Genomic DNA, 21969 nt, shown 5'->3' with positions numbered 1-21969 from the left:
ACCTCACACGGCGCTGTCCGCCGTGAAGCTCGCTTCTAGCATGTCGAGAAATACCCTGGTCTTGGCCGGCATCAGCCGGCGGCCGGGGAACACGGCCCAGCCCGTCACCGTCGGAAAACACCAGTCCGGCAACACCCGCACCAATTCCCCCGTTTGCAGATAAGGCAGCGCCAGCTGTCGCGTGCTGACCGCGATACCGACGCCCGTGCGCGCCATGCGTACCAGCAAGTCCGGCGAATTGGCCATCACGCGCACCGGCAATTCCCGCTCCCATAAAATCTTGCCCCGCTGCAGGGTCCAGCGGGTGAGCCCGTTCACGCGCGGCGGCAGGCTCAGCAAATCGTGCTGGAACAGGTCGTCCGGATGTTCGGGCAAGCCATGTAAGCCGGTGTAGGTGGGCGCCGCGTACAGTTCCAGCGTGCTCATGACGATGCGGCGCGCGGCCAGGGTGGCATCGTCGGGCAGCGCACCCATGCGGATGGCCAGGTCGAAGTTCTCGGCCACCAGGTCGACCCGGCGTGGCGACAGGTCCAGCTCCAGCGAAATGGCCGGGTATTGCGCCATGAAACGGGCCAGCAAGGCACCCATGATCAGATTGGCGAAATCGGCCGGCATGGACACGCGCAGCAGCCCGCTGGGCGCGTCCTGCCGGTGCTGGGCCAGCGCGCCGGCCGCCTCTGTTTCCTCGGTGACCCGGCGCGCGTGTTCCAGCAGGCTGGCGCCGAATTCCGTCAATACCAGCTTGCGCGTGGTCCGCTGCAGCAGCCGCTCGCCCAGCTGCGTTTCCAGCAGCGACAAGCGGCGCGAGACGGTGGACTTGGGCAATTGCACGCGCGCAGCGGCCAGGCTGAGACTGCCGCACTCGACAATGCGGGCGAACAGCAGCAAGTCGCCAGGGTCGATTTCCATGATTGTTCCATTGGCGGACTAATGTTATCCATTTTAACGGCTTCCGGATCATTTTTGGAACTGATAAAGTTCTTCCATCGTAACAACAACCCCACAGAAACGGAGCACACCATGAACATCCTGCAAATCAATTCCAGCGCCCGCAGCATCGGTTCCGAATCGACCCGCCTGGCCGACGCCCTGGTCGCCAAGCTGAGCGCCACCGCCACCAACGTCAGCGTGACCCGCCGCGACCTGGCCGCCCAGCCTCACCCCGTGCTGGACGAGACGGCACTGCAAGCCCTGTTCACCCCGGCCGACCAGCGTAACGCCGAGCAGGCCGCCCGCGTGGCCCTGGATGACGCCCTGATCGCCCAGGTGCAGGCAGCGGATGTGATCGTGATCGGCTCGCCGATGTATAACTTCGGCATTACCGTGCAACTGAAAAGCTGGTTCGACGCCATCGCCCGCGCCGGCGTGACCTTCCAGTACACGGCCACCGGCCCCGTCGGCCTGCTGACCGGCAAGAAAGTATATGTGGCCGTGGCCCGCGGCGGCATGCACCGCGATGGCCCGACCGACACCCAGTTGCCGCACCTGAAGACCTTCCTGGCCTTCCTGGGCTTGACCGACGTGCAGTTCGTGTACGCTGAAGGCATGGGCCTGGGCCCGGACGCAGTGGCCAAGGCGCAAGCCCAGGCTGACGCGGAAATCAACGCCGTCCTCGTATAAACAACGTGCCGCGCCGCAGGGCGGCGCGCAAAGATGGGAGAAAGTGATGACACAGACTACGACTGCCGTATCCGAACCAGTGCAGCAAGGCCGCACGGTGGAACGCCTGATCCACGGCCAGGCCGTGATGGATGGGGCCGGCGTCAAGATCAACCGCGTCCTGACCCAAGCCTTGCAGCGCCGCCTCGACCCGTTTCTGATGCTGGACGCGTTCGGCAGCGACGAGGCCAACGATTACATCGCCGGCTTCCCGTCGCACCCGCACCGGGGCTTTGAAACCGTGTCCTACATGCTCACCGGACGCATGCGCCACAAGGACAGCGCCGGCCATGAAGGCTTGCTCACCAGTGGCGGCGTGCAGTGGATGACGGCTGGGCGGGGTGTGATCCATTCGGAAATGCCGGAGCAGGAGGAAGGCGTGATGGAAGGCTTCCAGCTGTGGTTGAACCTGCCCGCGCGCGACAAGATGCGCGCGCCGTGGTACCGCGACTTCAACGGTGCGGACATCCCCCGCTACACCACGCCCGAAGGGGTGACGGTGCGGGTGATCGCCGGGCGCAGCCATGGTGTGGACGGCGCCGTCCAGCGCGAGGTGACGGAACCGCTGTACCTGGACCTGGAGATCCCGGCCGGCGCCAGCTTCAGCCAGTTGCTGCCGGAAGGCCACAACGCTTTCCTGTACACCTACCGGGGCACGGTCACGGTGGGCGACAAAGCGGTGCCGTCGAAGGCGATGGCGATCCTGGCCAACACGGCCGGCGCCGATGGCGTGACGCTGCACGCTGCCGAGGCCAGCCGGGTCATCCTGCTGGCGGGCCAGCCCCTGAACGAGCCGATCGCGCAATACGGCCCGTTTGTGATGAACACCCAGGCCGAGATTTTCGCGGCCGTGGAAGACTTCCGCGCCGGCCGCCTGGGCGAGGAAGCCCAAGTCTGACATTGCGGTCACATCGATCACACCAGCCGCCGGGTTGCGCAAACCCGGGGCTGGTTTCTTTTCACTCCCCATCCGCACTGCCGCTGGCGTTGTATTGCAGCTAAAATAACGCCATGACTTCCACCCTCCTCGCCTGGCTGCGCCACCTGAGCCGCGTGTGCGGCTTCGAGACGGCCGACGCTTTTCCGCCCGGCCATCCCTACGCGCGCACGCGCTGGAACGGCGCGTACTTCGACATCGCCTCCGACGTCAAACCGGAGCAAATCGAAAACCGGCTGTGCGAAGCGATCGCCAACACGCCGCTGGTGTTCGGTTACATCACCAATCCCACGCCGCGCATGCAGCGCACGCTGCTGGCCGCGCTGGAACAACGCATGCGCAACAACCGTGGCCGCGCCACCGAGCTGGCCTTGCTGCTGATCGAGGCTTACCGCAGCCCGCACGTGATGGAAGTCTTGCCGGGCCTGCGCGCAGCCATCGCCAGCACCGACGGTCAGGACGATGGCGAGCGGGCCCGCAGTCTGATGGCTTACCTCGGCAGCATGCAATCGCCATTCGACGTGATCGACGCCCGCCCCTGAGCATGGCGCGGCCACCCCGGCGGAGAAACGCATGAACCCAGCCAGCCAAATCCAATTCAAATCCGTGCAATATTGCGGCCAGGGGGACGGCCCACGCCTGATCGTGCTGGGCGCCGTGCATGGCAACGAGACTTGCGGCACGCGCGCCATCGAACGCCTGATGGCGCAACTCGACAGTGGCGCCCTGCACATCGCCAACGGTTGCCTGACGCTGGTGCCGGTGGCCAATCCCCTTGCCTATGCCAAGGGTGAACGGGCCGGCGACCGCAACCTGAACCGCAACCTGTTCCCCAATGCCGCGCCGCAGGACTTCGAGGACCACGTGGCCAACTGGCTGTGTCCGCTACTAGCCAGCCATGACGTGCTGCTGGACCTGCACTCGTTCAACGCCCACAGCCAGCCGTTCGTGATGGTGGGGCCGCGCGACAACAATGGCCCGCTGGAACCATTCCAGCACGCACGCCAGGAACGGGCACTGGCGCGGCGGCTGGGCGTACGCCGCTGCGTGGAGGGCTGGCTGCGCACCTATGGCCAGGGCGTGCAACGGCGTCTGCGCGGCGACAGCCAACTGGACCTGGTGCTGCGTTACGGCGTCGGCACCACGGAATACATGCGCAGCACAGGCGGCTATGCCCTTACGCTCGAATGCGGCCAGCATGCCGATCCGCAGGCGCCACACGTGGCTTACCAGGCGATCCTGAACACGCTGGCCTTCCTCGGCTTGACGGACACGGCGGCTCCGGAAGCGCTGCCCGACGCGCAGTTGGACGTGCTTAGCATGGCCGAAGTGCATGACAAGCACCATGCCGGCGACCATTTCAGCCGCGACTGGGCCAGCTTCGACCCGGTACGCCAGGGCGAGGAAATCGGCCGCCGCGCCGACGGCACGCCCGTGCTGGCTGGCTTCGATGGGGTGATGCTGTTCCCCGATAGCGCAGCCGGGGCCAATTGCGAATGGTATTACCTGGCCCGCCCCAGCCCGGGCCTTTGACAAGGGCGATGTTTTTTGGTCCGGCCCACGCCATGCAATGGTGGCGCGCTGCGGGCGATGCGTCTAGAATCGTCGCAGGAGGCAACATGCATATCCCTGCGTTACTATTGTTGGCGACCGCCGCCTTCACCGCATGGCCGGCCTTCGCACGTGCAGGGGCGATCACGCTGACCGTGCAGGCCCAGGAAAGCCTGCCGCCCAAGTGGATCGACCGGGGCGACCACAGCGAGGGCATGTGTCCCGACATCCTGCACGCCATCGAGAAGGCGGAGCCGCGGTTGCACTTTACCGGCCAGCACGAATTCCGTTCCCTCCCCGTCATCGAACAAGGGCTGGCGGCAGGCAGCGTGACTTGCGCCTGCGCATTACTGGACACGGCGCACCGGCGCGCCATCGCCAACATCGTGGGCAAGCCGCTATACATGGTACGGCACCGGGTGGCGGCGGCCGCCAGCGATCATGTCAAGGTCGACAGCCTGGACGCGCTGATCAAGCTCAAGCCGCTGATCAATACCTCGCGCGGGGCCGGCTATTCGGATCAATTGCGGGCGCTGGGCCTGAAGGTGGACGACAGCTCCAGCGACAATATGGTCAACCTGAAGAAGATCATCGCCGGCCATGGACGGTTCTTTTACATGAACGAGCTGTCGTTGAACTGGATCCTGCGCGAGACTGGCATGCGGGACCAGATTCGTATTGTGCCAGGCGTGCTGAAGGAAGAACCGGTCTTTTTCTGGGTCAGCAAGAAAACGCCGCCCGCCACCGCCCAGTTGCTGGACCAGACCTTGCTCAAACTCAGGACCAATGGCGAGCTGAACCGAATTTACGAGCGCTGGAGTGCGGCGCGCTGACGGGCCGGGCCGCGCAGGCCGTGGCCAGCTGCCCAGGGCGCGGCCGGTGGTTCAGGCCGTGGTCGGTTGCTCAGGGCGAAGCCGGTCGTTCAGGCCATGGTCAGTTGCTCAGGCCGTGGCCAGTTTCAGGCCGAGGATGCCGGCCACGATCATGGCGATGCACACCAGCCGGGCCACGCTGGCCGGTTCGCCGAGCACGATAATGCCAAAAATCACGGTGCCCACCGTGCCGATCCCGGTCCAGATGGCGTAGGCCGTTCCCAGGGGCAAGTTACGCAGGGCCAATCCCAGCAAGCCTACGCTGCCCGCCATGGCCAGCAGGGTCAACACGGACGGCACGGGCCGGGTAAATCCCGCCGTGTACTTCAGTCCCACGGCCCAGGCCACTTCCAGCAGGCCGGCCAGTATCAAAATCAACCAGGTCAACGTCATCTCCTTATTCGGCAAGGCCGCAGTGTAGCACCGCCCCGGCCGGCTTGCCTGCCACCACCGCGACCAGGACCAGGACCGGGACCTTCAACTTCAACTTCAACTTCAACTTCAACTTCAACTTCAACTTCAACTTCACCTTCACCTTCACCTTCACCTTTACCTTCACCTTCACCTTCACCTTCACCTTCACCTTTACCACCATTTTGGAGCACCGCCAGCACGCTTTCGATTTATATCGTAATATGGCGATATTGAAATCGGTAAAAACCGATACATATATCGTCCTGTGACGAAACAAGCGAGCAATCATGGATATCGATGCAATTCACAAAGCGCTGGCCAACCCGATGCGACGCCAGATCCTGGCGTGGCTCAAGGAGCCGGAAGTATTTTTCGCCGACCAGCAACACCCGCTCAGTCTGGGGGTGTGCGCCGGCCTGATCGACCGCCGCTGCGCACTGTCGCAATCGACCGTGTCGGCCCACCTGGCCACGCTGCAAAAGGCCGGGCTGATCGTGTCGTACCGGGTTGGCCAGTGGAATTACTTCAAGCGCGATGAAGCGACCATCCAGGCTTTTCTCGACCACATGAATACGGGCCTCTGAACGGGGCACGCCCTCGCCGGCCTGGTCCGGCACTTTTAAGGAACTCATCATGGCAAATCTGTTCGACCCCATCACCATCGGCAACCTCACCCTGAAAAACCGCATTGTCATGGCGCCGCTCACCCGTTCCCGCGCCGTCGGCGGCGGCCGCGTGCCCAACGCCTTGATGGCCAAGTACTACACCCAGCGTGCCAGCGCCGGCCTGATCCTGAGCGAGGCGACGGCCGTCACGCCCCAGGGTGTGGGTTACGCGGACACGCCCGGCCTGTGGTCGGATGAGCAGGTGGAAGGCTGGAAGCTGGTGACGAGCGCCGTGCACGCGGCCGGCGGCCGCATCTTTGCTCAACTGTGGCATGTGGGCCGCATTTCCGACCCATCCTTCCTCGACGGCCAGCCACCGGTCGCGCCCAGCGCCATCGCCGCCAAGGGCAACGTGAGCCTGTTGCGTCCGCAACGCCCCTTCCCCGTGCCGCGCGCACTGGAGACGGCCGAACTGCCGGGCATCGTGGCCGCCTATCGCAAGGCGGCGGAAAACGCCAAGCTGGCCGGTTTTGATGGCGTGGAAGTACACGGCGCCAACGGCTACCTGCTCGACCAGTTCCTGCAAGACAGCACCAACCAGCGCACCGACAACTATGGCGGCTCGATCGAAAACCGCGCCCGCCTGCTGCTGGAAGTGACGGACGCCTGCATCGCTGTGTGGGGTGCCGAGCGCGTGGGCATGCACCTGGCGCCACGCCGCGACACCCACGACATGGGTGACTCGGACCCGGCCGCCACCTTCGGTTACGTGGCCCGCGAACTGGGCAAACGCAAGATCGCCTTCATCTGCGCGCGCGAAGCGGTGGGTGACGACAGCCTGGCGCCGATGATCAAGCGCGAGTTCGGTGGCGTGTTCATCGCCAACGAGAAGATGGACAAGCAGACCGCCCAGCATGTGCTCGACGCTGGCACGGCCGACGCGATCGCGTTCGGCAAGGCTTTCATCGCCAATCCCGACCTGCCGCGCCGCTTGCAACTGGACGCGCCGCTCAACGAATGGAAGATGGAAACCTTCTACCATTCGACGGAAGAAGGCTACACCGACTACCCGGCGCTGGAAGTGGCGTAAAACAGGCACGGGGCGCCGCGGCGCCTCATGGCACGTTGCCCGCCCACCACGGCCACTGATGAATTTGGGACGTGATGGGCGTGGGGACGCAACACCTGCCAAGTAAAACAGGGCGCCGTGGCGCCCTGTTCCCGTTTACCGCCGCGACACCCGGTCAGCGGGGAATCTCATAGTTGACTGGCACGAACTGATAGCCCTTGCCGCTGCTGCGCAGATGCCCCAGGGCCGGGAATTGCAGGTGGGCCGCGCCGATCAGGTAGCCCTGTTTGGCTGCGTCGGCAAAAGCCGCCTTGCGCTGGACAGCGGCCGACTTATTGTCCGTATCGAACGCGATGGTCACGGCCGGCGCGTCGAACTGGACGGCCGCCACGTGCATCAAGTCGCCCAGCAGCACCAGCTTCTGGCCCTTGCTTTCCACCACGTAGGTGGTATGCCCCGGCGTGTGGCCGGCGCTGGCATAGGACTTCACGCCCGGCACCAGTTCCGTGTTGCCTGTGATCGGCAGAAACTTATTGGCCTGCACGTACGGCCCCAGCGCGCCCATGGCCCCCTGGAAGAACCCCTTCTGCTCGGCCGGCGCCTTGTCCAGGTTGGCCTGGCTGAGCCAGTAGTCGGCGTCCGCCTTGCCGGCCCGCACCACGGCGTTGGGGAAGACGCGTTGGCCATCGGCCATCAGCCCGCCCACGTGATCCGGATGCAAATGAGTGATGTAGATTTCGTCGACCTGCTCGGGCTGGTAACCGGCCGCCTTCAGGTTCGCCACCAGCTTGCCCAGCGTGGGACCGAACAGCCCGGCCGCGCCCACGTCCACCAGCACCAGTTTCTCGCCCGTGTTGATCAGGTAGCCGTTGACCGACGTTTCCAGCGGGCTGTGCTCGAACGACTTGGCCAGCGCCTGGTCGGCCTTCTGCTTGGGCATCTTGAGCAAGGTGTCGACGGGCAGCTCAAGCGTGCCGTCATTGAGCACGGTCACTTCGAAATCGCCCAGCATGGCGCGGTAAAAGCCCGGCGCCTGGAATTTGGCCAGGGGCGCGGCCCCCTGGGCCGGTGCGGCGCAGATGGCGGCGGCGATGGCCAGACCCAGGGCGGCACGGGCCGGGATGGAGAGCGTGGTCGAAATCATGTGTTCCCTTTGTAAAGAAGTTGCCAGGAACACTAAGATACCTGAACCGCAAGGTTCCTGCTGAGCTCGCTTTGAACAGCCGCCTAAAACGTGAAGGGCAGCCGCACCGACAGTTGCACATCCGGCGTGTCGCGGGTCAAGCCCGCGCCCACGGCCACGTTGATGGTGCGCCGCTCGCTGAGCCGATAGGACATCCCCATCAGCAACGTGCCCAGCTGGGTGCGCACGGAACCGGGCACGGGCTGGCCGTTCTGGCGGGTACGGGCGATGGAACTGTGGTCGTAACCAAAGCTCATGGCCAGCTTGTCGTTCAGCGCCAGCCCCACCCCAAAGTTGAAGCCGAACACACCACCAGGCGCCACCGTGCCCAGCGGCTCGGACTGACCGTTCAGCACCTGGCGCATCACGTTGCTGCGCCGGAAATTGTGCAGATAGCTGACGCTGCCGAACAGGATGGCCGGATCGCTGGGATAAAGCCAGGTGAGGCTCGGTTGCAGCGCATAAAAACCGGAACCGGTCGGCAACTGCAAGGGCAAGCCCGTGCCGGTGGCGTCAGGACCCACGCAACGGGTCACACAATCGGTGACGACGTCGAACGGATCCTTGCCGCTACGGGTCTTCAGGCGCAGGCCACCGATGTAATAAGCCTCGCTGCTGGCACCGCGCCGGAACTGGTGGCGCAGCGCCAGTTCGACGTCGCCCAGCGACTTGCCGCTGGTATCGAAGGCCCGGTCCACCCCGGTGCCGGTGAGGATTTCGCGGCTGACCGTGCTGTCGGAACGGTACACATAGGGTACTTTCAGCTCCACTTCCGTACGCGGACCGATGCCATAGCGCCCCGTGAGCGTGGCCGTCGTCGTGTTGCGTTTGAGTTCGCGGATATCGACCAAGCCGATCAGCAAGGCCGGAATAATGGTGTAGCCGACCAGCGCCACCCGGTTGCTGGAGGAATAGCCGAACTGCAGCGACGGCTCCAGCACGTAGTGGCCCTTGGCCGTGAGCACGCCCGGCTGCTCGAACAGGGGCGCCACCTCGGGTGGGCGGCCCTCGCCCGGCGGCGCTTCGCCCACGGGTCTGCTGCCCGCCGCCGGCCCGGCCACCTGAGCTTGTCCTTGACCTTGACCTTGCCCCTGCGCTTGCGCTTGCGCTTGTCCTTGTCCTTGTCCTTGTCCTTGTCCTTGTCCTTGCGCTTGTCCCTGAGGTTGAGGTTGAGGTTGAGGTTGCGCTGGCGATTGCCCTTGCGCTAATCCTGGTCCTTGAACTTGTCCTTGCCCCGTTCCGCGTTGTGCCGCCAAGTGCGTGTCGGAGACGGCGAACGCCGCGCCGGCCTGGCCGCCCTGTCCAACTCGGCTGCCCGGGCCGCCCGGGCCGCCATCCTCCGGCCCGGCCCTGCCCTGCTCAAGCTGGCGCCGCAGCGCCTGCAATTGCACCTTTTGCTCGGCCAGTTGTTGCTGCATATCCCGCAGCCGCACCTGCAACTCAGTCAGCGACACGCCAGCCGCCGTCTGCTCCTGGCCGGCCGCCCCGCCCTGCTGCGCGAGCACAGGCGCACTGCACAGCACCACGGACAATCCTATCGAACTGATACGCACCTTCTCGCGGTATGCCATTGTCTCTCCCCAAGCGTGGGTGGCGCCAAGGCCACAGGCGGCGGCCGCGCCCTACTTCGGGCGCACGGCATTGCTGAGCGCATCGCGCAGGCCGCCTTCGAAATTCAGACTCTTGAGCAAGGACAAACTGTTGACGACCGTGCTGATGGTCGTCTGGCTGCGGATCAACTGGTCACTGGCACTGTTCTGGATCACCAGCGCCCCTGCCGCCTGCCCGGTCAGCGTGGCGTCGAACACATTGCCCGCGCCGTTCTGCACCAGCGTCAACGCCGCCAGCGCGTCGCCGGCCAGCGCGCCATGGCCCGCCACCACCTTGCCCACGTCGGAAAGAGTAAAGTTACTACTTGCCACGACGTTGCCATTGATCGAAACCAATCTTTCTACACCTAGCGACAAAATCAAGCCATTGCCCGCGTCCAGGCCACCGCGCGCCGCCTCGAGCCGGCTGTCATCCACGGCCACCCAGTCGTCGGGCGTGTCGTGGGCCAGGGCCGGCGCACAGCACAGGCACAACGTCAGCAACACCGGTCGCAGGTACGGCAGGCGCGACGGGCTTGGCGGCGCCGGCGATGCTGGCGACGTTGGCGACATAGGCAAAATTGGCATAGCCGCACGCTCCCTCAGAAATTGCCTGCGCCGTTCTTGAGCAGCGTGACATCGGCCAGGCCGCGGCTCTCGAACGCGTCCACCAATGGCGCCTGCGGCGCGGCGCGCCAGTCGGCCACCGCGTTGAAGCGTGCCGCGCCACGCCAGCCGTGTATCACGAACAGCAGCCGGTTGCGCCAGATGGCCTCGAACGCCGCCTCGCTCATGGCGCGCGTGCCTGCGGCCGGGTCGCCCAGCAACACCCGTCCCCCGGCGACGCCCTTGACGACGACAAAATGCTGATAACCGTGGTCCGACACCAGCACGATGGCCGGATAACGCGCTTGCACCAGCTTGGCCAGCGGCAACTCGTAACCATCGGCCGTAAAGCCGTGCTGGGCCAGGTAGCGCTTCATGTCCAGCAAAGAGAACCCTTCGCGCCGTATCTTCGCCTGGTCGCCGTGGCTGATCATTTCCGTAAACACGTGCTGTTCATCGACCGGGTAGCCGTAGTGATAGCTGAGCAAGGTGGCCACGGCCGCCGAGCCGCAACTGAAGTCAAACTGCTGATGCACCGTGCTCTGGTAGCGCATGGCCTTCAGGCTGGCGACGGGGGGCGCGAAAGAGCCGCCCCCGGCCGGCAATTCCAGCTCGACGGCGCGCGCCATCCGGCCACACAAGGCGGCAAGTACCAACAGGCTGATAGCGGCGCGTTTCATTGTAGTTGCACGTTGATAATGGTCGCGTTCTGGATCAACACGTTCGCGCCCGAGTTCTGTATCGCCACCGGCAAACCGGAAGCATTGCTGAACGAACCGTTGGTGATGATGTTGGCGCCCGTGGCCACGTTGACGGCCGTATTGCCCGCCACCGCGCCGTTGAGTTTCATGTCGTTCCACACCGTATCCGTTCCGCCGCGCAGCTGGGCCAGCCGGTCCGCCGCCAACGGGGCCACCCCGAATGGGGCGTCATCGGCGTCGCCCGACGCCGTTGCCGCCGCCAGCGACACGACTGGCAGCAGCACCGTCACGGGGACCGGCCCCGGCGCGGTGATCGGCATGATGGCCGGCTGGGCTATGTCACTGGTATCGGCCGCCTCTCCATAGGCCACGCCCTGCAGGCACGCGGCCAAGGCCAAAGCACCACCGATAGAATGTTGTCGAATGTGCATATCGTCCTCTGTCTGGAAGTGATGGACGGCGGCGGGCCGTTGCCCTGGTCCGCCGCCGCCACCGCGCACTACTTACCGACCTGCAAGTTGGCCTGCACGTTCACGCTTTGCTGTACCAGCGATGCGATCCCGCTGTTCTGGTTGACGACCATCACGCCGGCCGCCGACTGACCCACATTGCTCATGGTGTTGGACATGTTGAACGTGCCCGCGTCCACCGAGACATTGCCGGACGCGCCCCCCGTGCCGCCCGCGCCAGCGCCACCCGTGCCGGCGCCAGCCGTGTTGGTGCCGCCCGCGCCGCCGGCGCCGCCCGTGTTGCCGCCACCGCCAGCACCACCGGCACCGCCGTCACCGGCGGTGGCGCTGCCGTTGCTCGGGTTGCCATTGCTGCCATTGCCGCCCGTGGCCGTGCCGCCACCGGCGCCGGCGCCGCCCGTGTTCTGGGCCATGCCGCTGGCCGCGCCATTGCCGCCGGCCGCACCGGCCGCACCGGCGCCACCGGCAGTACTGCCATTACCACCGGCCGCACCCGCGCCACCGGCGCCGGTGGTCGCCGCCGCGCCCGCGCCCGCCGTGTTGTTCACGCCCGCGCCGGCACCACCGGCACCGCTGGTGGCTGCGCCGCCGGCCGCGCCTGCGCCAGCCGTGTTGGTACCGGCGGCGCCCGCCGCCCCGGCGCCACCGGCACCACCGGCCGCGCCCGTACCACCGGCGCCACCGGTGGACGCGCCGGCCGTGCTGTTGCTGTCACCCGAGGTCGCGCCGCCGCCCGTGCTGTTGCCCGTCGACGCGCTGGCCGCCTGGCTTGGTGGCGTGCCTGGCGTCGTCTCGCCCGGGGCGCCATGGTTGTTGGTCGCGCTGGCGCCGCCGGAGGTGGCGCCGCCGGCACCGGGCATGTTGCTGGCCGTGGAGGTGCCGCCGCCGGCCCCGCCTCCGGCCGCGCCGGCACCACCGAGGCCGCCGGTACCGCCGCCACCGCCAGCGCCACCGGCGGCGTTGCCCGTGCTGCCGCCCATGCCGCCATTGGCGCCATTGGCCACGCCGGTACCGCCGCCGGCGCCGCCGGTCGAACCGCCAGCGTTGCCGCCCGCGCCGCCGGTGGCCAAGCCCGTCGCGCCACCCATGCCACCCGCACCGCCGCCCGCATTGCCGGAATTGCCGCCGGCGCCACCGGCGCCACCGGCCGCGCCCGCACCGCCGGCACCGCTGGTGGCATTGGCCGCCGTGCCTCCGCCACCGCCGGCACCGCCAGTCGCGCCACCGCCATACGCATCGCCATTGCTGGCGCTGCCATTGGTGGCCGTGCCGCCAATGCCGCCAGCGGCGCCATTGCCGCCCGCCGCGCCGCCACCGGTGCCGCCGGTGGCGGTGACCATGCCGCCCGTGCCGGTACCGCCCGTGCCGCCGGCCGCGGCGCCACCGGTGGTATTACCGGCGTTGCTGGCCGTGTTGCCGATATTCTGGACGGAGTTGTTGCTGACCGATCCGTTCAGTGTGCTGGTGGCCGTGGCGTTGGAATTGTTGAACGAATTACTGAAGGTGGACGTGGCAGCGGCCCCGTTGTTGGCGGACACAGCGCCAGCAGCGCTGGCAGCGGCCCCACCGGAGCTGCTGTTGTTATCATTCTTGTTGCTGCTGTCGTTGTTACGGTTGCTGCTGCTGTCGTTATTGCGGTTGCTGCTGCTGTCCTGCGAGGCGCTGGCATTGTCGTTGGCGATCGCACCGGCGCCCGATTGGGCGGTCGACACAGTAGGCGGTGTCGTCTGGGCATACGCGCTGACGCTGAACGCGAGCGCGATGGCCGTACTGATCAGAGTTCTTTTCATGGCTGTTTCCTAGCTTCCAAGGGTTGATCGGTAAGTTGCTGGCCGGGCGTAATGCCCGGCCAGCCAGTCACCGCAAGCTTGATGCCACCTGCCGTGCGCCGACGGCAAGTCCCTGAAAAACAAGAATATATTGCCGCGTATTTCAATCATCGACGAGGTACGCACAGTGTATCGGCCGCCTGTTTGTCTCATCCGTGTGACAGCGGCGAGCGGACTGGACGGCGACAGCCGGCGGGGGGCGGCGGAAGTCGCATGAGGCGTCATAGCGCAGCGCCCGTTCCCGCGACTGAAAAATTTCCAGGCGCAAGCTGTAACATGCCGGTGACACTGCAATTGCACATCCGTGGCGCCTCAGCGGTACCTCCGTGGCGCCTCAGCGATACATCAGGGCTGGCTGGCCCGCGACGGCGGCGGGATGCCGTGCTTGGCCAGCAGCCGGTACAGCGTCATGCGCGAGACACCCAGCGCGCGCGCGGCCACCGTCATGTTGCTGCCCGCCCGCAGCAACGAAGCGTCGATGGCGTCGCGCTCGGCGCGGCTGCGGGCATCTCCCAGCGGCGCCCCGTCCGGCCCGGTGACGCCATCGGCCAGTCCCAGGTCCTGCGCGGAGATCAGCCGTCCCTCGGCCATCACCATGGCCCGCCGCACGCGGTTGATCAGTTCCCGCACATTGCCGGGCCAGTCATGCTCACGCAACATCTGCATGGCCCGGGCGCTGAAGCCGCGCAGGCGCGGCGCGCGCTCGGCCGCATAAAGACGGAAGAAGTGTTCGGCCAGCGCCGCCACATCGTCGCGCCGCTCGCGCAGCGGCGGCACGTCCAGCGCCAGCACATTGAGGCGGTAATACAGGTCCTCGCGGAACGCGCCGCGCTGCACCGCCTGCTGCAACTGCACGTGCGAGGCGGCGATCACGCGCACATCAACCTCCATGCTGCGGGTGGCGCCGACCCGGCAGATCGTCTTTTCCTGCAGGAAGCGCAACAGGTTGGCCTGCAATTCCATCGGCAAATCACCAATTTCGTCGAGAAACAGGGAACCGCCCTCGGCCGACTCGATCAGCCCCCGCTTCTCGCGCGCCGCGCCGGTGAACGCCCCCCGTTCATAACCGAACAGTTCGGACTGGATCAGGCTGGCTGGCATGGCGCCGCAGTTGACGGGCACAAACGGTCCGGCCGCCCGCGGCGAGCACAGATGCACGGCCTTGGCCACCAGCTCCTTGCCGCTGCCGCTCTCGCCCCAGATCAGCACGGGCGCGCTGGCCCCGGCCACCTTGCCGATCTGGTTGCGCAAGCGCACGATGGCCGCGCTGTGCCCCGTCAGCGCGGCGTCCGGCGCGGACAGGGGCCCTTCCGCCCCCTCAGGCGAGCCGGGCGCGCCGGCGCCGCCCGGCGGCCCGCCCCGCAAGGAAGCCATGCCCTGCGCGTGGCCCAGCGCATAGGACAGGCGCGCCGCATCGAGCGGCCAGGTATGGAAATCCCAACAATGCTCCTGCACCAGGCGGCGCCAGACGGGCAGCAGCAGTGCCGGCGGGTGAAACACGGCGATCCACAGCATGTACCAATGCTCGCGCAGGAAGGCGTCCAGCGCGTCCTCCCCGTGCGGATGGTCATCGAACAGCAGCAGCCCGACCGGCGCGGGACGCATGCGCAGGGCCCGGCGCGCCTCGGCCAGCCCTTTCGCCGGGCACAGCGTCCAGCCGGACAAGGCGGCCGCCGCCGTGTCCAGCACGCCATGCTGGCCCAAGGCCAGGCATAAAATGGGAGTCGCGTTCATTTACCACCCGTTCACGAAGTCCGCGCCGCACAGTTTGACCGGCGTGACTAGTTTTGACCGGGAAAGCGTCCTATTGTTCCCTTGATAAGGCGGCCTCGGCATGGGTGGGCGGTGGAAGCGCTTGCCGCTCCGGCCCCGCCCGGATAGAATGCGGGCGGATTTTTTGACTAGCGAGATGCCAGCCTGTCAATAGTGAAATTAAAACAAACTATAAGAACGACGGGGTGATGAGCATGACCGACTATCTCTTGCGGCCGAGTGATCTGCCCACCTGGCGCCAGCGCGCCTCACTGCGCCTGCTGGGCCTGTTCGGCTGGCGCATGTTGTACCGGCCGCTGCCGGGGCCGCGCGGCATCTGCGTGATCTATCCGCACACGTCGAACTGGGATTTCCCGGTCGGCTTGCTGGGTAAATGGGCGCTCGACCTGCCGTTCCGCTGGCTGGCCAAGGATTCCCTGTTCAAGTCGCCACTGGGCAAATGGTTCCGCTCGCTGGGCGGCGAGCCGGTGGAACGGGGCACGCCCAGCGGCACCATCAAAACGCAGGCGGCGCGCATGAACGCGGCCGACTGGTACTGGGTCGGCATCACGCCGGAAGGCACGCGCAGCTACCGCCCCAACTGGAAGAGCGGGTTTTACCACCTGGCGCTGGAAGCCAAGGTGCCGCTGGTGCTGGTCTACATCGATTTCCCGAACAAGACGCTGGGGCTGGTGGACCATGTGCACCTGACGGGCGACCAGGAGACCGACTTGGCCGCCATCCGCGCCGGCTACGAAGGCCACCTCGGCCTGTACCCGGAAAAGGCGGCGCCCATCGTCCTGTCCGAACGCCGCCAGGAACCGCGCGACAAATAAATACCGCGCCGCGCGCTCAGCAAAACCGCGCCCGTGCTCAGGCCAATCCCGCCGCGGCGGCGGCTGCCGCCAGCATCACCCCGGCCGCCGCGATCATGGCGCCGGCCAGCTTGAGCAAGAGCGCCGGGCTGACGCGGGCCAGCAAGCGCCCCGTTTCCAGCAGCAGCGCGCTGGCCAACAGCAGTCCCATAGCGCTGGCCACCTCAGGCATCTCGTGTCCGTGCGCGTTGCCGTGCAGGACGGCGAACGCCGCCAGTATCAGCGCGCCCACGACGGCAGGCAAACGGGCGGCCACGAAGATCAGCACCCCCAGCACCGCCACCGACAGCGCGATGCCGGTTTCCAGTTCCGGAATTTCCAGACCGGCCACACCCGTCACCACGCCCACGAACAGCATCGCCAGGAAGGCCAGCGGCAGCATGCGCGCGTGCGGCTGGCGCATGCTCCAGATACCGACGGCCAGCATGGCCAGCACATGGTCCAGGCCCGTGAACGGATGGATAAAACCGGCCGCGAAGCCGTGCGCATGGGCCCCGGCGGCCGGGTGGGCCAGCGCGGGCAGGCAGGCCAGCGCCAGCGCCCCGGCCAGGAATGGCTTGAGATATGTCATGTGAGCTCCTTTGCGATGTGATGGTCTGGTCCCAGCAAGCCCTGCTCGCGGATGAAATCGATCACGGCCGCCACGCCTTCGCCGCTGCGCAGGTTGGTGAACAGGAAGGGGCGCGCGCCGCGCATGCGTTTAGCATCTTGCGCCATGATGTCCAGGTTGGCGCCCACGTACGGCGCCAGGTCCGTCTTGTTGATGATCAGCAGATCGGAACGGGTGATGCCGGGGCCGCCCTTGCGCGGGATCTTCTCGCCACCCGCCACGTCGATCACGTAGATGGTGAGGTCGGACAGCTCCGGGCTGAAGGTGGCGGCCAGGTTGTCGCCGCCCGACTCCACCAGGATCAAGTCCAGGTTGGGAAAATCGGCCTGCATGCGGGCGATCGCTTCCAGGTTGATGGAGGCGTCCTCGCGGATGGCTGTGTGCGGACAGCCGCCCGTCTCCACGCCCATCAGCCGTTCGGCCGGCAGCGCGTCGGCGCGCAGCAGGATCTCCATGTCTTCCTTGGTGTAGATGTCGTTGGTGATGACGGCCATGTCGAACTGCTCGCGCATGCCCTTGCACAGCATCTCGCACAGCGCTGTCTTGCCCGAACCTACCGGGCCGCCTATGCCCACGCGCAGCGGATTGGAAGTGATGGTTGTCATATTGGTGTTCTCTCTCTCAAATCAGGACCGGTACAAGCGGCTGTACTGCGCCTCGTGCCGCAGCGACAGCAGTGACAGGCCGGGCGCCCAGTTGCCCATATCGTCATCGGCCACGGTTTGCGCGTAGCGCGCGGCCGCCTCCAGCTCGGGCCGCAGCGACAGCAGCATGCGCTGCCCCGCCACCTGCCCCAGCGGCACGGATTTCACGCACACCAGCACCTGGTTCTCGGCCCAGGCGAACAGCATGGCCAGCAACGCCGCCTCGTGCGGCATGTCCAGCGCGGCCACGGCGCAGGCGTAGGCCGCTGGCAGCGGCACTTCGGGCGCGCGCCGCAACAGCGCCAGCAAGTCCGCATCGGCGATCTCCAGTTGCCCGATCAACTGGGCCAGCGAATAGCCCATCTGGATCGTCTCGGCGCGAAATTCAGCGCTGTCGCGCGAGGCGATGAAGCGCTCCGTCCAGGCATCCACGGCTTGCGCGTCGCGCTGGGCGTAGGCCCGCATCAACCGCCAGCACACGGGCGCTTCCCACTGCGCCACCACCTCGTGCAGGTGGCGCGCGATCCACGCGCGCGCGGACGCGGCGTCGCGCACCATGCCATGCTCCAACGCCGCCTCCAGCCCCTGCGAATAGCTGTACGCGCCGATCGGCAAGGCCGGACTGGCGAACTGCAGCAAATTCAACAGGGCGGACGCTTGCATCATGCCGTGTCGCCCGGACGGTGGATCTTCTGGCGCAGCGGGATCGGCGCCAGCGGATGATGGTCGTGATGGCCATGGCCGCCACCATAGGCGCCCGACTCCGGCTCGAAGGCCGCCATCTCCTCCTCCACGCGCGCGCCCAGGCCGGCCAGCATGTCCTTCAGCACGGCGTCGGCGCGGATGCGCAGGAAGCCATCGCCCACCTGCGCCTGCGTGTGCCGGTTCCCCAGGTGGAAGGCACAGCGCAGCAGGGCCTGCGCGTCGGCGCAGGTCACTTTGTAGGTCGGCTCGGGCGCCGCCACCACCCGCACCACGCGCCGGTCCTCGCCCGTGAGCAGGTCGCCGTCGCGCAGCACGGTGCCGCGCACGGTGAACACGGCCACCTCCTCGCCCGTGTCGAGGGTGGCGCGCAGACGGCATTTCTCGCGCAGTTCATAAGGCAGCACCAGTTGCGCGGCGATCTCGCCGGCGTTGGCGTTGGCCAGTTTGGTATGCAATGTGAGCATGGATTCCCCTGCGTAGTCAGAACAGGAAGTAGCGCTGCGCCATTGGCAGCACGGCCGCCGCCTCGCACACCAGCAGCTCGCCGTCGGCGCGTACTTCATAGGTTTCGGGATCGACTTCCATCTTCGGCGTGGCAAAGTTATGGATCATGTCGGCCTTGCGCAGCGCGCGCATGTTCTTCGCCACGATCAGCGTCTTGTTCAATTTGAGCTGGTCGCCGATGCCCGCATCGAACGCAGACTGCGAGACAAAGGTGAACGACTTTTTCAGCCCGCCGCCGAAGGCGCCGAACATCATCCGGTAATGCACCGGCTGCGGCGTGGGGATGGAGGCGTTGGGGTCGCCCATCTGCGCCGCCGCGATCATGCCGCCCTTCAGGATCAGCGACGGCTTGACGCCGAAGAAGGCCGGCTTCCACAGCACCAGGTCGGCGATCTTGCCCGGCTCCAGCGAACCGACGGCGTGCGCGATGCCGTGCGTGATGGCGGGGTTGATGGTGTACTTGGCCACGTAGCGCTTGACGCGGAAGTTGTCGTTGCGGGCCGTATCGGGCGCCAGCGGACCGCGCTGCAGTTTCATCTTGTGCGCCGTCTGCCAGGTGCGCATGATCACCTCGCCCACCCGGCCCATGGCTTGCGAATCGGACGACATCATCGATATGGCGCCCAGGTCATGCAGGATATCCTCGGCGGCGATGGTCTCGCGCCGGATGCGCGATTCAGCGAACGCCACATCCTCGGCGATGGCCGCGTCCAGGTGGTGGCACACCATCAGCATGTCCAGGTGTTCGTCCAGCGTGTTGACGGTGTAGGGGCGGGTGGGATTGGTGGACGACGGCAGCACATTGCCCTGCCCCACGGCCGCGATGATGTCCGGCGCATGGCCGCCACCCGCGCCCTCGGTGTGGAAGGTGTGAATGGTGCGGTCCTTGAAGGCGGCCAGCGTGTGCTCCAGGAAGCCGCCCTCGTTCAAGGTGTCGCTGTGAATGGCCACCTGCACGTCCATGCGGTCGGCCACCGACAGGCAGTTGTCGATTGCGGCCGGGGTGCTGCCCCAGTCCTCGTGCAGTTTCAGGCCGATGGCGCCGGCCCGCACCTGCTCCTCCAGCGGCGCCGGCTGGCTCACGTTACCCTTGCCCAGGAAGCCCAGGTTCATGGGGAAGGCGTCGGCCGCGCCCAACATCGCGTGCAAATGCCAAGGCCCTGGTGTACAGGTGGTGGCCGAGGTGCCGGCCGCCGGGCCGGTGCCGCCGCCTATCATGGTGGTCACCCCGCTCATCAGCGCTTCCTCGATCTGCTGCGGGCAGATGAAGTGGATGTGCGTATCGACTCCGCCGGCCGTGACGATCATGCCCTCGCCCGCGATGATCTCGGTGGCGCCGCCGATGGCCATCGTCACGTTGGGCTGGATGTCGGGATTGCCGGCCTTGCCGATCACCGCGATCATGCCGTCCTTCAGGCCGATGTCGGCCTTGACGATGCCCCAGTGGTCGACGATGACGGCGTTGGTGATGACCGTGTCCATCACGTGCGCGTGGACGCGCTGCGACTGGCCCATGCCATCGCGGATCACCTTGCCGCCGCCGAATTTCACTTCCTCGCCATAGGTGGCGTAGTCGTGCTCGATCTCGATAAACAACTCGCTGTCGGCCAGCCGGATGCGGTCCCCTTTGGTGGGGCCGAACATCTCAGCGTAAGCCTGGCGCGAAATAGTCGCCATATCAGCTCCTGGGTGGAGTGGATTTCAGTTTGCCCTGCACTGCGCCGTTGAAGCCGTAAACCTCCTGGTCGCCAGCCAGTTTGACCAGTTCAACGGTGCGCTGCTGGCCCGGCTCAAAACGGACGGCGGTACCGGCCGCAATGTTCAGGCGCATACCATATGCCTTCCAGCGCTCGAAACCGAGGGCGGAATTGACTTCGAAAAAATGGAAATGCGAACCGACCTGGATCGGCCGGTCGCCGCGGTTATGGACCACCACGGTGGCCGTCTCGCGTCCCACATTCAAACCAATTTCGCCCTCTTCGAGCATATATTCGCCGGGGATCATGAAGGGCTCCTTAAAAACAGAAAAATAATGTGCGTCGTCGGCCGGATGGGCCACGGGCACGTGGGGAATGGGCCGAGATCATCGGCACATTCATGGAATCGGGTGATGCACGGTCACCAGCTTGCTGCCGTCCGGGAAAGTGGCCTCCACCTGAATGTCGGGAATCATCTCGGGCACGCCTTCCATCACGTCGGCGCGGGTCAGGATCTTGGCGCCATCGGACATCAGCTGCGCCACCGTCTTGCCATCGCGCGCCCCTTCCATGATGGCGCAGGTAATCAGCGCGATGGCTTCCGGATAATTGAGCTTCAAGCCGCGCGCGAGGCGGCGCTCGGCCAGCAGGCCAGCCGTGAAGATCAGCAGTTTGTCTTTTTCGCGTGGGGTCAGGTCCATGATGGTTCCAGTTCAGGTTTGCCAGATGCGCGGCGTGACGGCCGCGCGTTCCAGCAGATGGGGGCGCACGCGGCGCCACACGGCGAGCATGGTGCGGCGCGCGGCCTCGCTGTCGTCGCCCAGATGGCGCGCCACCAGCACGCCCCTGGTTTGGGTGATGCCGAACGCCGTATCGGCCGCCATCCCGGCGCGCAGCTCGTCCAGCAGCGATGCGGGCAGCGGCGCGCCGATGGCGATCAGCGTGGCGCAGACGGTGTGGCCATTGAGCGCCAGCGGACTATCGAGCCGGCCACCCAGCAAGGCGCCCTGCTCCCACCAGATCAATTTGCCGTCGCGGCGGATTTGCGTGCGCTGCGCCACGCAGCCGGTGGCGAACGTTTCGCCCGATGCGCGCCGGCCCATGCAAAGAATTTCGCAACCGATATAGCGGGCGTCGGCGGCCAAGTGGATAGTCTGTTCCAGCGCAACGTCGGCCTGGTCGAAAAAGATGGTTTCCTGCGGCAGCCATTCGAGCGACCCGCCCTGGCCTACCTCCAGCAGCACCGTCTGGCGTGAACGCTTGCCGTTGGCCTTGTACCACTTGGCCGCGCCGGGCGTGGTGAGCAAGGCCCGCGCGAGCTCGCCCACAGTGACGGCGATGGCAAGCTGGTCGCCGCCCACTACGCCGCCGGGCGGATGGACGATGATCGCGTGGCACACGGCGCCGCCTTCCGGGTACAGCGCCTTTTGCACCCGCAGCGGGCCCACGTGGGTGTTATCGATCAGGCGGGTGGTACCGGCATCGTCGGCGAATCGCAGCGCGAGACTGGCCTGCCAGGCGCTATGGCTGGCGGCCGCTTCGGTCGGTGCGATGCAATCGGGCATGGTGGGGCAATCAACAGTGATAACCCTTACTGATCAGCAATATCCGTGCCAGCGTTTATGTTCCGTTAAGCATGCTTTGAGTCAACTTTCCGCACTGGCCTGGTTATTTTGCACCAATTCCGTGCGGCGTTG

The 21969-nt window shown here is 66.3% G+C and carries 26 protein-coding genes; 9 read left to right on the top strand and 17 right to left on the bottom strand.

Annotated features, from left to right (window positions below):
- Positions 1–3: 3 nt before the first annotated feature.
- Positions 4–909, bottom strand: coding sequence for a LysR family transcriptional regulator (locus H3H39_RS26675; protein WP_182157518.1), 906 nt, complete (start codon positions 907–909; stop codon positions 4–6).
- A gap of 111 nt (positions 910–1020) precedes the next feature.
- Here H3H39_RS26675 and H3H39_RS26670 point away from each other — a divergent pair, with 111 nt between their 5' ends.
- The 5 genes from H3H39_RS26670 (at position 1021) to H3H39_RS26650 (ending at position 4980) form a co-directional block, all read left to right on the top strand.
- Positions 1021–1620, top strand: coding sequence for an FMN-dependent NADH-azoreductase (locus H3H39_RS26670; RefSeq protein ID WP_182157517.1), 600 nt, complete (start codon positions 1021–1023; stop codon positions 1618–1620).
- Between the two features lie 46 nt (positions 1621–1666).
- Positions 1667–2557 (top strand): pirin family protein, encoded by an 891-nt coding sequence (locus tag H3H39_RS26665; RefSeq protein ID WP_182157515.1) that lies wholly within the window; start codon positions 1667–1669, stop codon positions 2555–2557.
- A 113-nt stretch (positions 2558–2670) separates the two neighbouring features.
- Positions 2671–3138: a hypothetical protein gene (locus tag H3H39_RS26660; protein ID WP_182157513.1), complete on the top strand. Its 468-nt coding sequence runs from the start codon at positions 2671–2673 to the stop codon at positions 3136–3138.
- Positions 3139–3169: 31 nt separating this feature from the next.
- Positions 3170–4129, top strand: a complete 960-nt coding sequence (locus H3H39_RS26655) for a M14 family metallopeptidase (RefSeq protein ID WP_182157512.1) — start codon at positions 3170–3172, stop codon at positions 4127–4129.
- An 86-nt stretch (positions 4130–4215) separates the two neighbouring features.
- The gene (locus H3H39_RS26650) at positions 4216–4980 is read left to right on the top strand and encodes a substrate-binding periplasmic protein (RefSeq protein WP_182157510.1); all 765 of its coding nucleotides are present in this window, start codon (positions 4216–4218) and stop codon (positions 4978–4980) included.
- A 108-nt stretch (positions 4981–5088) separates the two neighbouring features.
- On the opposite strand, the gene sugE is transcribed toward H3H39_RS26650, so the two are convergent.
- Complete coding sequence (sugE, locus tag H3H39_RS26645; protein WP_182157508.1) at positions 5089–5406, bottom strand: quaternary ammonium compound efflux SMR transporter SugE; 318 nt, start codon at positions 5404–5406, stop codon at positions 5089–5091.
- 50 nt (positions 5407–5456) lie between these two features.
- Between sugE and H3H39_RS26640 the strand changes: the two genes are divergently transcribed.
- Genes H3H39_RS26640 through H3H39_RS26630 form a run of 3 tightly spaced genes read left to right on the top strand, consistent with a single transcriptional unit; the run spans position 5457 to position 7128 of the window.
- Positions 5457–5702: a hypothetical protein gene (locus H3H39_RS26640; RefSeq protein ID WP_182157506.1), complete on the top strand. Its 246-nt coding sequence runs from the start codon at positions 5457–5459 to the stop codon at positions 5700–5702.
- Positions 5703–5720: 18 nt separating this feature from the next.
- Complete coding sequence (locus H3H39_RS26635) at positions 5721–6017, top strand: ArsR/SmtB family transcription factor (RefSeq protein ID WP_182157504.1); 297 nt, start codon at positions 5721–5723, stop codon at positions 6015–6017.
- 49 nt (positions 6018–6066) lie between these two features.
- On the top strand, positions 6067–7128 hold the full coding sequence (locus tag H3H39_RS26630) for an alkene reductase (RefSeq protein ID WP_182157502.1): 1062 nt from the start codon (positions 6067–6069) through the stop codon (positions 7126–7128).
- 154 nt (positions 7129–7282) lie between these two features.
- Here H3H39_RS26630 and H3H39_RS26625 read toward each other — a convergent pair whose 3' ends face one another.
- The 7 genes from H3H39_RS26625 to H3H39_RS26595 all read right to left on the bottom strand — a co-directional run bounded on the left by H3H39_RS26625 (position 7283) and on the right by H3H39_RS26595 (position 15219).
- Positions 7283–8251 (bottom strand): MBL fold metallo-hydrolase, encoded by a 969-nt coding sequence (locus tag H3H39_RS26625; protein ID WP_182157500.1) that lies wholly within the window; start codon positions 8249–8251, stop codon positions 7283–7285.
- An 83-nt stretch (positions 8252–8334) separates the two neighbouring features.
- Positions 8335–9861, bottom strand: a complete 1527-nt coding sequence (locus H3H39_RS27685) for an acetate kinase (RefSeq protein WP_220461686.1) — start codon at positions 9859–9861, stop codon at positions 8335–8337.
- Between the two features lie 51 nt (positions 9862–9912).
- The gene (locus H3H39_RS26615) at positions 9913–10467 is read right to left on the bottom strand and encodes a hypothetical protein (RefSeq protein ID WP_229218330.1); all 555 of its coding nucleotides are present in this window, start codon (positions 10465–10467) and stop codon (positions 9913–9915) included.
- Between the two features lie 14 nt (positions 10468–10481).
- Positions 10482–11165 (bottom strand): C39 family peptidase, encoded by a 684-nt coding sequence (locus tag H3H39_RS26610; protein WP_182157499.1) that lies wholly within the window; start codon positions 11163–11165, stop codon positions 10482–10484.
- Positions 11162–11617, bottom strand: a complete 456-nt coding sequence (locus H3H39_RS26605; RefSeq protein ID WP_182157497.1) for a hypothetical protein — start codon at positions 11615–11617, stop codon at positions 11162–11164. Before H3H39_RS26605 ends, H3H39_RS26610 begins: the two co-directional genes overlap by 4 nt.
- Positions 11618–11685: 68 nt before the next feature.
- Positions 11686–13446: a hypothetical protein gene (locus H3H39_RS26600; protein WP_182157495.1), complete on the bottom strand. Its 1761-nt coding sequence runs from the start codon at positions 13444–13446 to the stop codon at positions 11686–11688.
- Positions 13447–13830: 384 nt separating this feature from the next.
- Positions 13831–15219 carry a sigma-54 dependent transcriptional regulator gene (locus H3H39_RS26595; protein ID WP_182157493.1) on the bottom strand — a complete coding sequence of 463 codons (1389 nt, stop codon included), beginning with the start codon at positions 15217–15219 and terminating at the stop codon, positions 13831–13833.
- A gap of 233 nt (positions 15220–15452) precedes the next feature.
- Between H3H39_RS26595 and H3H39_RS26590 the strand changes: the two genes are divergently transcribed.
- Positions 15453–16073, top strand: a complete 621-nt coding sequence (locus tag H3H39_RS26590) for a 1-acyl-sn-glycerol-3-phosphate acyltransferase (RefSeq protein WP_182157492.1) — start codon at positions 15453–15455, stop codon at positions 16071–16073.
- Between the two features lie 37 nt (positions 16074–16110).
- On the opposite strand, the gene H3H39_RS26585 is transcribed toward H3H39_RS26590, so the two are convergent.
- The 8 genes from H3H39_RS26585 to H3H39_RS26550 form a co-directional block, all read right to left on the bottom strand.
- Positions 16111–16683 carry a HupE/UreJ family protein gene (locus H3H39_RS26585; RefSeq protein WP_182157490.1) on the bottom strand — a complete coding sequence of 191 codons (573 nt, stop codon included), beginning with the start codon at positions 16681–16683 and terminating at the stop codon, positions 16111–16113.
- Positions 16680–17327 (bottom strand): urease accessory protein UreG, encoded by a 648-nt coding sequence (gene ureG, locus H3H39_RS26580; protein ID WP_182157476.1) that lies wholly within the window; start codon positions 17325–17327, stop codon positions 16680–16682. Before ureG ends, H3H39_RS26585 begins: the two co-directional genes overlap by 4 nt.
- Before the next feature lie 21 nt (positions 17328–17348).
- Complete coding sequence (locus H3H39_RS26575) at positions 17349–18029, bottom strand: urease accessory protein UreF (protein ID WP_182157544.1); 681 nt, start codon at positions 18027–18029, stop codon at positions 17349–17351.
- Positions 18029–18535: an urease accessory protein UreE gene (gene ureE, locus H3H39_RS26570; RefSeq protein WP_182157474.1), complete on the bottom strand. Its 507-nt coding sequence runs from the start codon at positions 18533–18535 to the stop codon at positions 18029–18031. The genes H3H39_RS26575 and ureE overlap by 1 nt, the downstream gene beginning before the upstream one ends.
- Before the next feature lie 16 nt (positions 18536–18551).
- On the bottom strand, positions 18552–20252 hold the full coding sequence (ureC, locus tag H3H39_RS26565; RefSeq protein WP_182157473.1) for an urease subunit alpha: 1701 nt from the start codon (positions 20250–20252) through the stop codon (positions 18552–18554).
- A gap of 1 nt (position 20253) precedes the next feature.
- The gene (locus H3H39_RS26560; protein ID WP_182157471.1) at positions 20254–20580 is read right to left on the bottom strand and encodes an urease subunit beta; all 327 of its coding nucleotides are present in this window, start codon (positions 20578–20580) and stop codon (positions 20254–20256) included.
- A gap of 90 nt (positions 20581–20670) precedes the next feature.
- A complete protein-coding gene (locus H3H39_RS26555) occupies positions 20671–20973 on the bottom strand; it encodes an urease subunit gamma (RefSeq protein WP_182157469.1) in 303 nt (100 codons plus the stop codon).
- A 12-nt stretch (positions 20974–20985) separates the two neighbouring features.
- Positions 20986–21837 (bottom strand): urease accessory protein UreD, encoded by an 852-nt coding sequence (locus H3H39_RS26550; protein WP_182157468.1) that lies wholly within the window; start codon positions 21835–21837, stop codon positions 20986–20988.
- Positions 21838–21969: the final 132 nt, after the last annotated feature.

Source organism: Rugamonas apoptosis, assembly GCF_014042355.1.
Classification (GTDB): Bacteria; Pseudomonadota; Gammaproteobacteria; order Burkholderiales; family Burkholderiaceae_D; genus Rugamonas; species Rugamonas apoptosis.
Note: the sequence above shows the minus strand (reverse complement) of the source record. Positions and strands in the feature narration are given on the sequence as shown.

Excerpts from the sequence above, each read along its gene's own strand:
- H3H39_RS27685 (WP_220461686.1), bottom strand. The coding sequence starts at position 9,861 with ATGGCATACCGCGAGAAGGTGCGTATCAGTTCGATAGGATTGTCCGTG.
- H3H39_RS26590 (WP_182157492.1), top strand. The coding sequence starts at position 15,453 with ATGACCGACTATCTCTTGCGGCCGAGTGATCTGCCCACCTGGCGCCAG.
- H3H39_RS26630 (WP_182157502.1), top strand. The coding sequence starts at position 6,067 with ATGGCAAATCTGTTCGACCCCATCACCATCGGCAACCTCACCCTGAAA.
- H3H39_RS26615 (WP_229218330.1), bottom strand. The coding sequence starts at position 10,467 with ATGCCAATTTTGCCTATGTCGCCAACGTCGCCAGCATCGCCGGCGCCG.
- H3H39_RS26585 (WP_182157490.1), bottom strand. The coding sequence starts at position 16,683 with ATGACATATCTCAAGCCATTCCTGGCCGGGGCGCTGGCGCTGGCCTGC.
- H3H39_RS26625 (WP_182157500.1), bottom strand. The coding sequence starts at position 8,251 with ATGATTTCGACCACGCTCTCCATCCCGGCCCGTGCCGCCCTGGGTCTG.
- H3H39_RS26650 (WP_182157510.1), top strand. The coding sequence starts at position 4,216 with ATGCATATCCCTGCGTTACTATTGTTGGCGACCGCCGCCTTCACCGCA.
- ureC (WP_182157473.1), bottom strand. The coding sequence starts at position 20,252 with ATGGCGACTATTTCGCGCCAGGCTTACGCTGAGATGTTCGGCCCCACC.
- H3H39_RS26660 (WP_182157513.1), top strand. The coding sequence starts at position 2,671 with ATGACTTCCACCCTCCTCGCCTGGCTGCGCCACCTGAGCCGCGTGTGC.
- H3H39_RS26550 (WP_182157468.1), bottom strand. The coding sequence starts at position 21,837 with ATGCCCGATTGCATCGCACCGACCGAAGCGGCCGCCAGCCATAGCGCC.
- H3H39_RS26655 (WP_182157512.1), top strand. The coding sequence starts at position 3,170 with ATGAACCCAGCCAGCCAAATCCAATTCAAATCCGTGCAATATTGCGGC.
- H3H39_RS26555 (WP_182157469.1), bottom strand. The coding sequence starts at position 20,973 with ATGGACCTGACCCCACGCGAAAAAGACAAACTGCTGATCTTCACGGCT.
- H3H39_RS26600 (WP_182157495.1), bottom strand. The coding sequence starts at position 13,446 with ATGAAAAGAACTCTGATCAGTACGGCCATCGCGCTCGCGTTCAGCGTC.
- ureE (WP_182157474.1), bottom strand. The coding sequence starts at position 18,535 with ATGCTCACATTGCATACCAAACTGGCCAACGCCAACGCCGGCGAGATC.
- H3H39_RS26595 (WP_182157493.1), bottom strand. The coding sequence starts at position 15,219 with ATGAACGCGACTCCCATTTTATGCCTGGCCTTGGGCCAGCATGGCGTG.
- H3H39_RS26575 (WP_182157544.1), bottom strand. The coding sequence starts at position 18,029 with ATGCAAGCGTCCGCCCTGTTGAATTTGCTGCAGTTCGCCAGTCCGGCC.
- H3H39_RS26665 (WP_182157515.1), top strand. The coding sequence starts at position 1,667 with ATGACACAGACTACGACTGCCGTATCCGAACCAGTGCAGCAAGGCCGC.
- H3H39_RS26560 (WP_182157471.1), bottom strand. The coding sequence starts at position 20,580 with ATGATCCCCGGCGAATATATGCTCGAAGAGGGCGAAATTGGTTTGAAT.
- H3H39_RS26610 (WP_182157499.1), bottom strand. The coding sequence starts at position 11,165 with ATGAAACGCGCCGCTATCAGCCTGTTGGTACTTGCCGCCTTGTGTGGC.
- H3H39_RS26670 (WP_182157517.1), top strand. The coding sequence starts at position 1,021 with ATGAACATCCTGCAAATCAATTCCAGCGCCCGCAGCATCGGTTCCGAA.
- H3H39_RS26605 (WP_182157497.1), bottom strand. The coding sequence starts at position 11,617 with ATGCACATTCGACAACATTCTATCGGTGGTGCTTTGGCCTTGGCCGCG.
- H3H39_RS26635 (WP_182157504.1), top strand. The coding sequence starts at position 5,721 with ATGGATATCGATGCAATTCACAAAGCGCTGGCCAACCCGATGCGACGC.
- ureG (WP_182157476.1), bottom strand. The coding sequence starts at position 17,327 with ATGACAACCATCACTTCCAATCCGCTGCGCGTGGGCATAGGCGGCCCG.
- H3H39_RS26675 (WP_182157518.1), bottom strand. The coding sequence starts at position 909 with ATGGAAATCGACCCTGGCGACTTGCTGCTGTTCGCCCGCATTGTCGAG.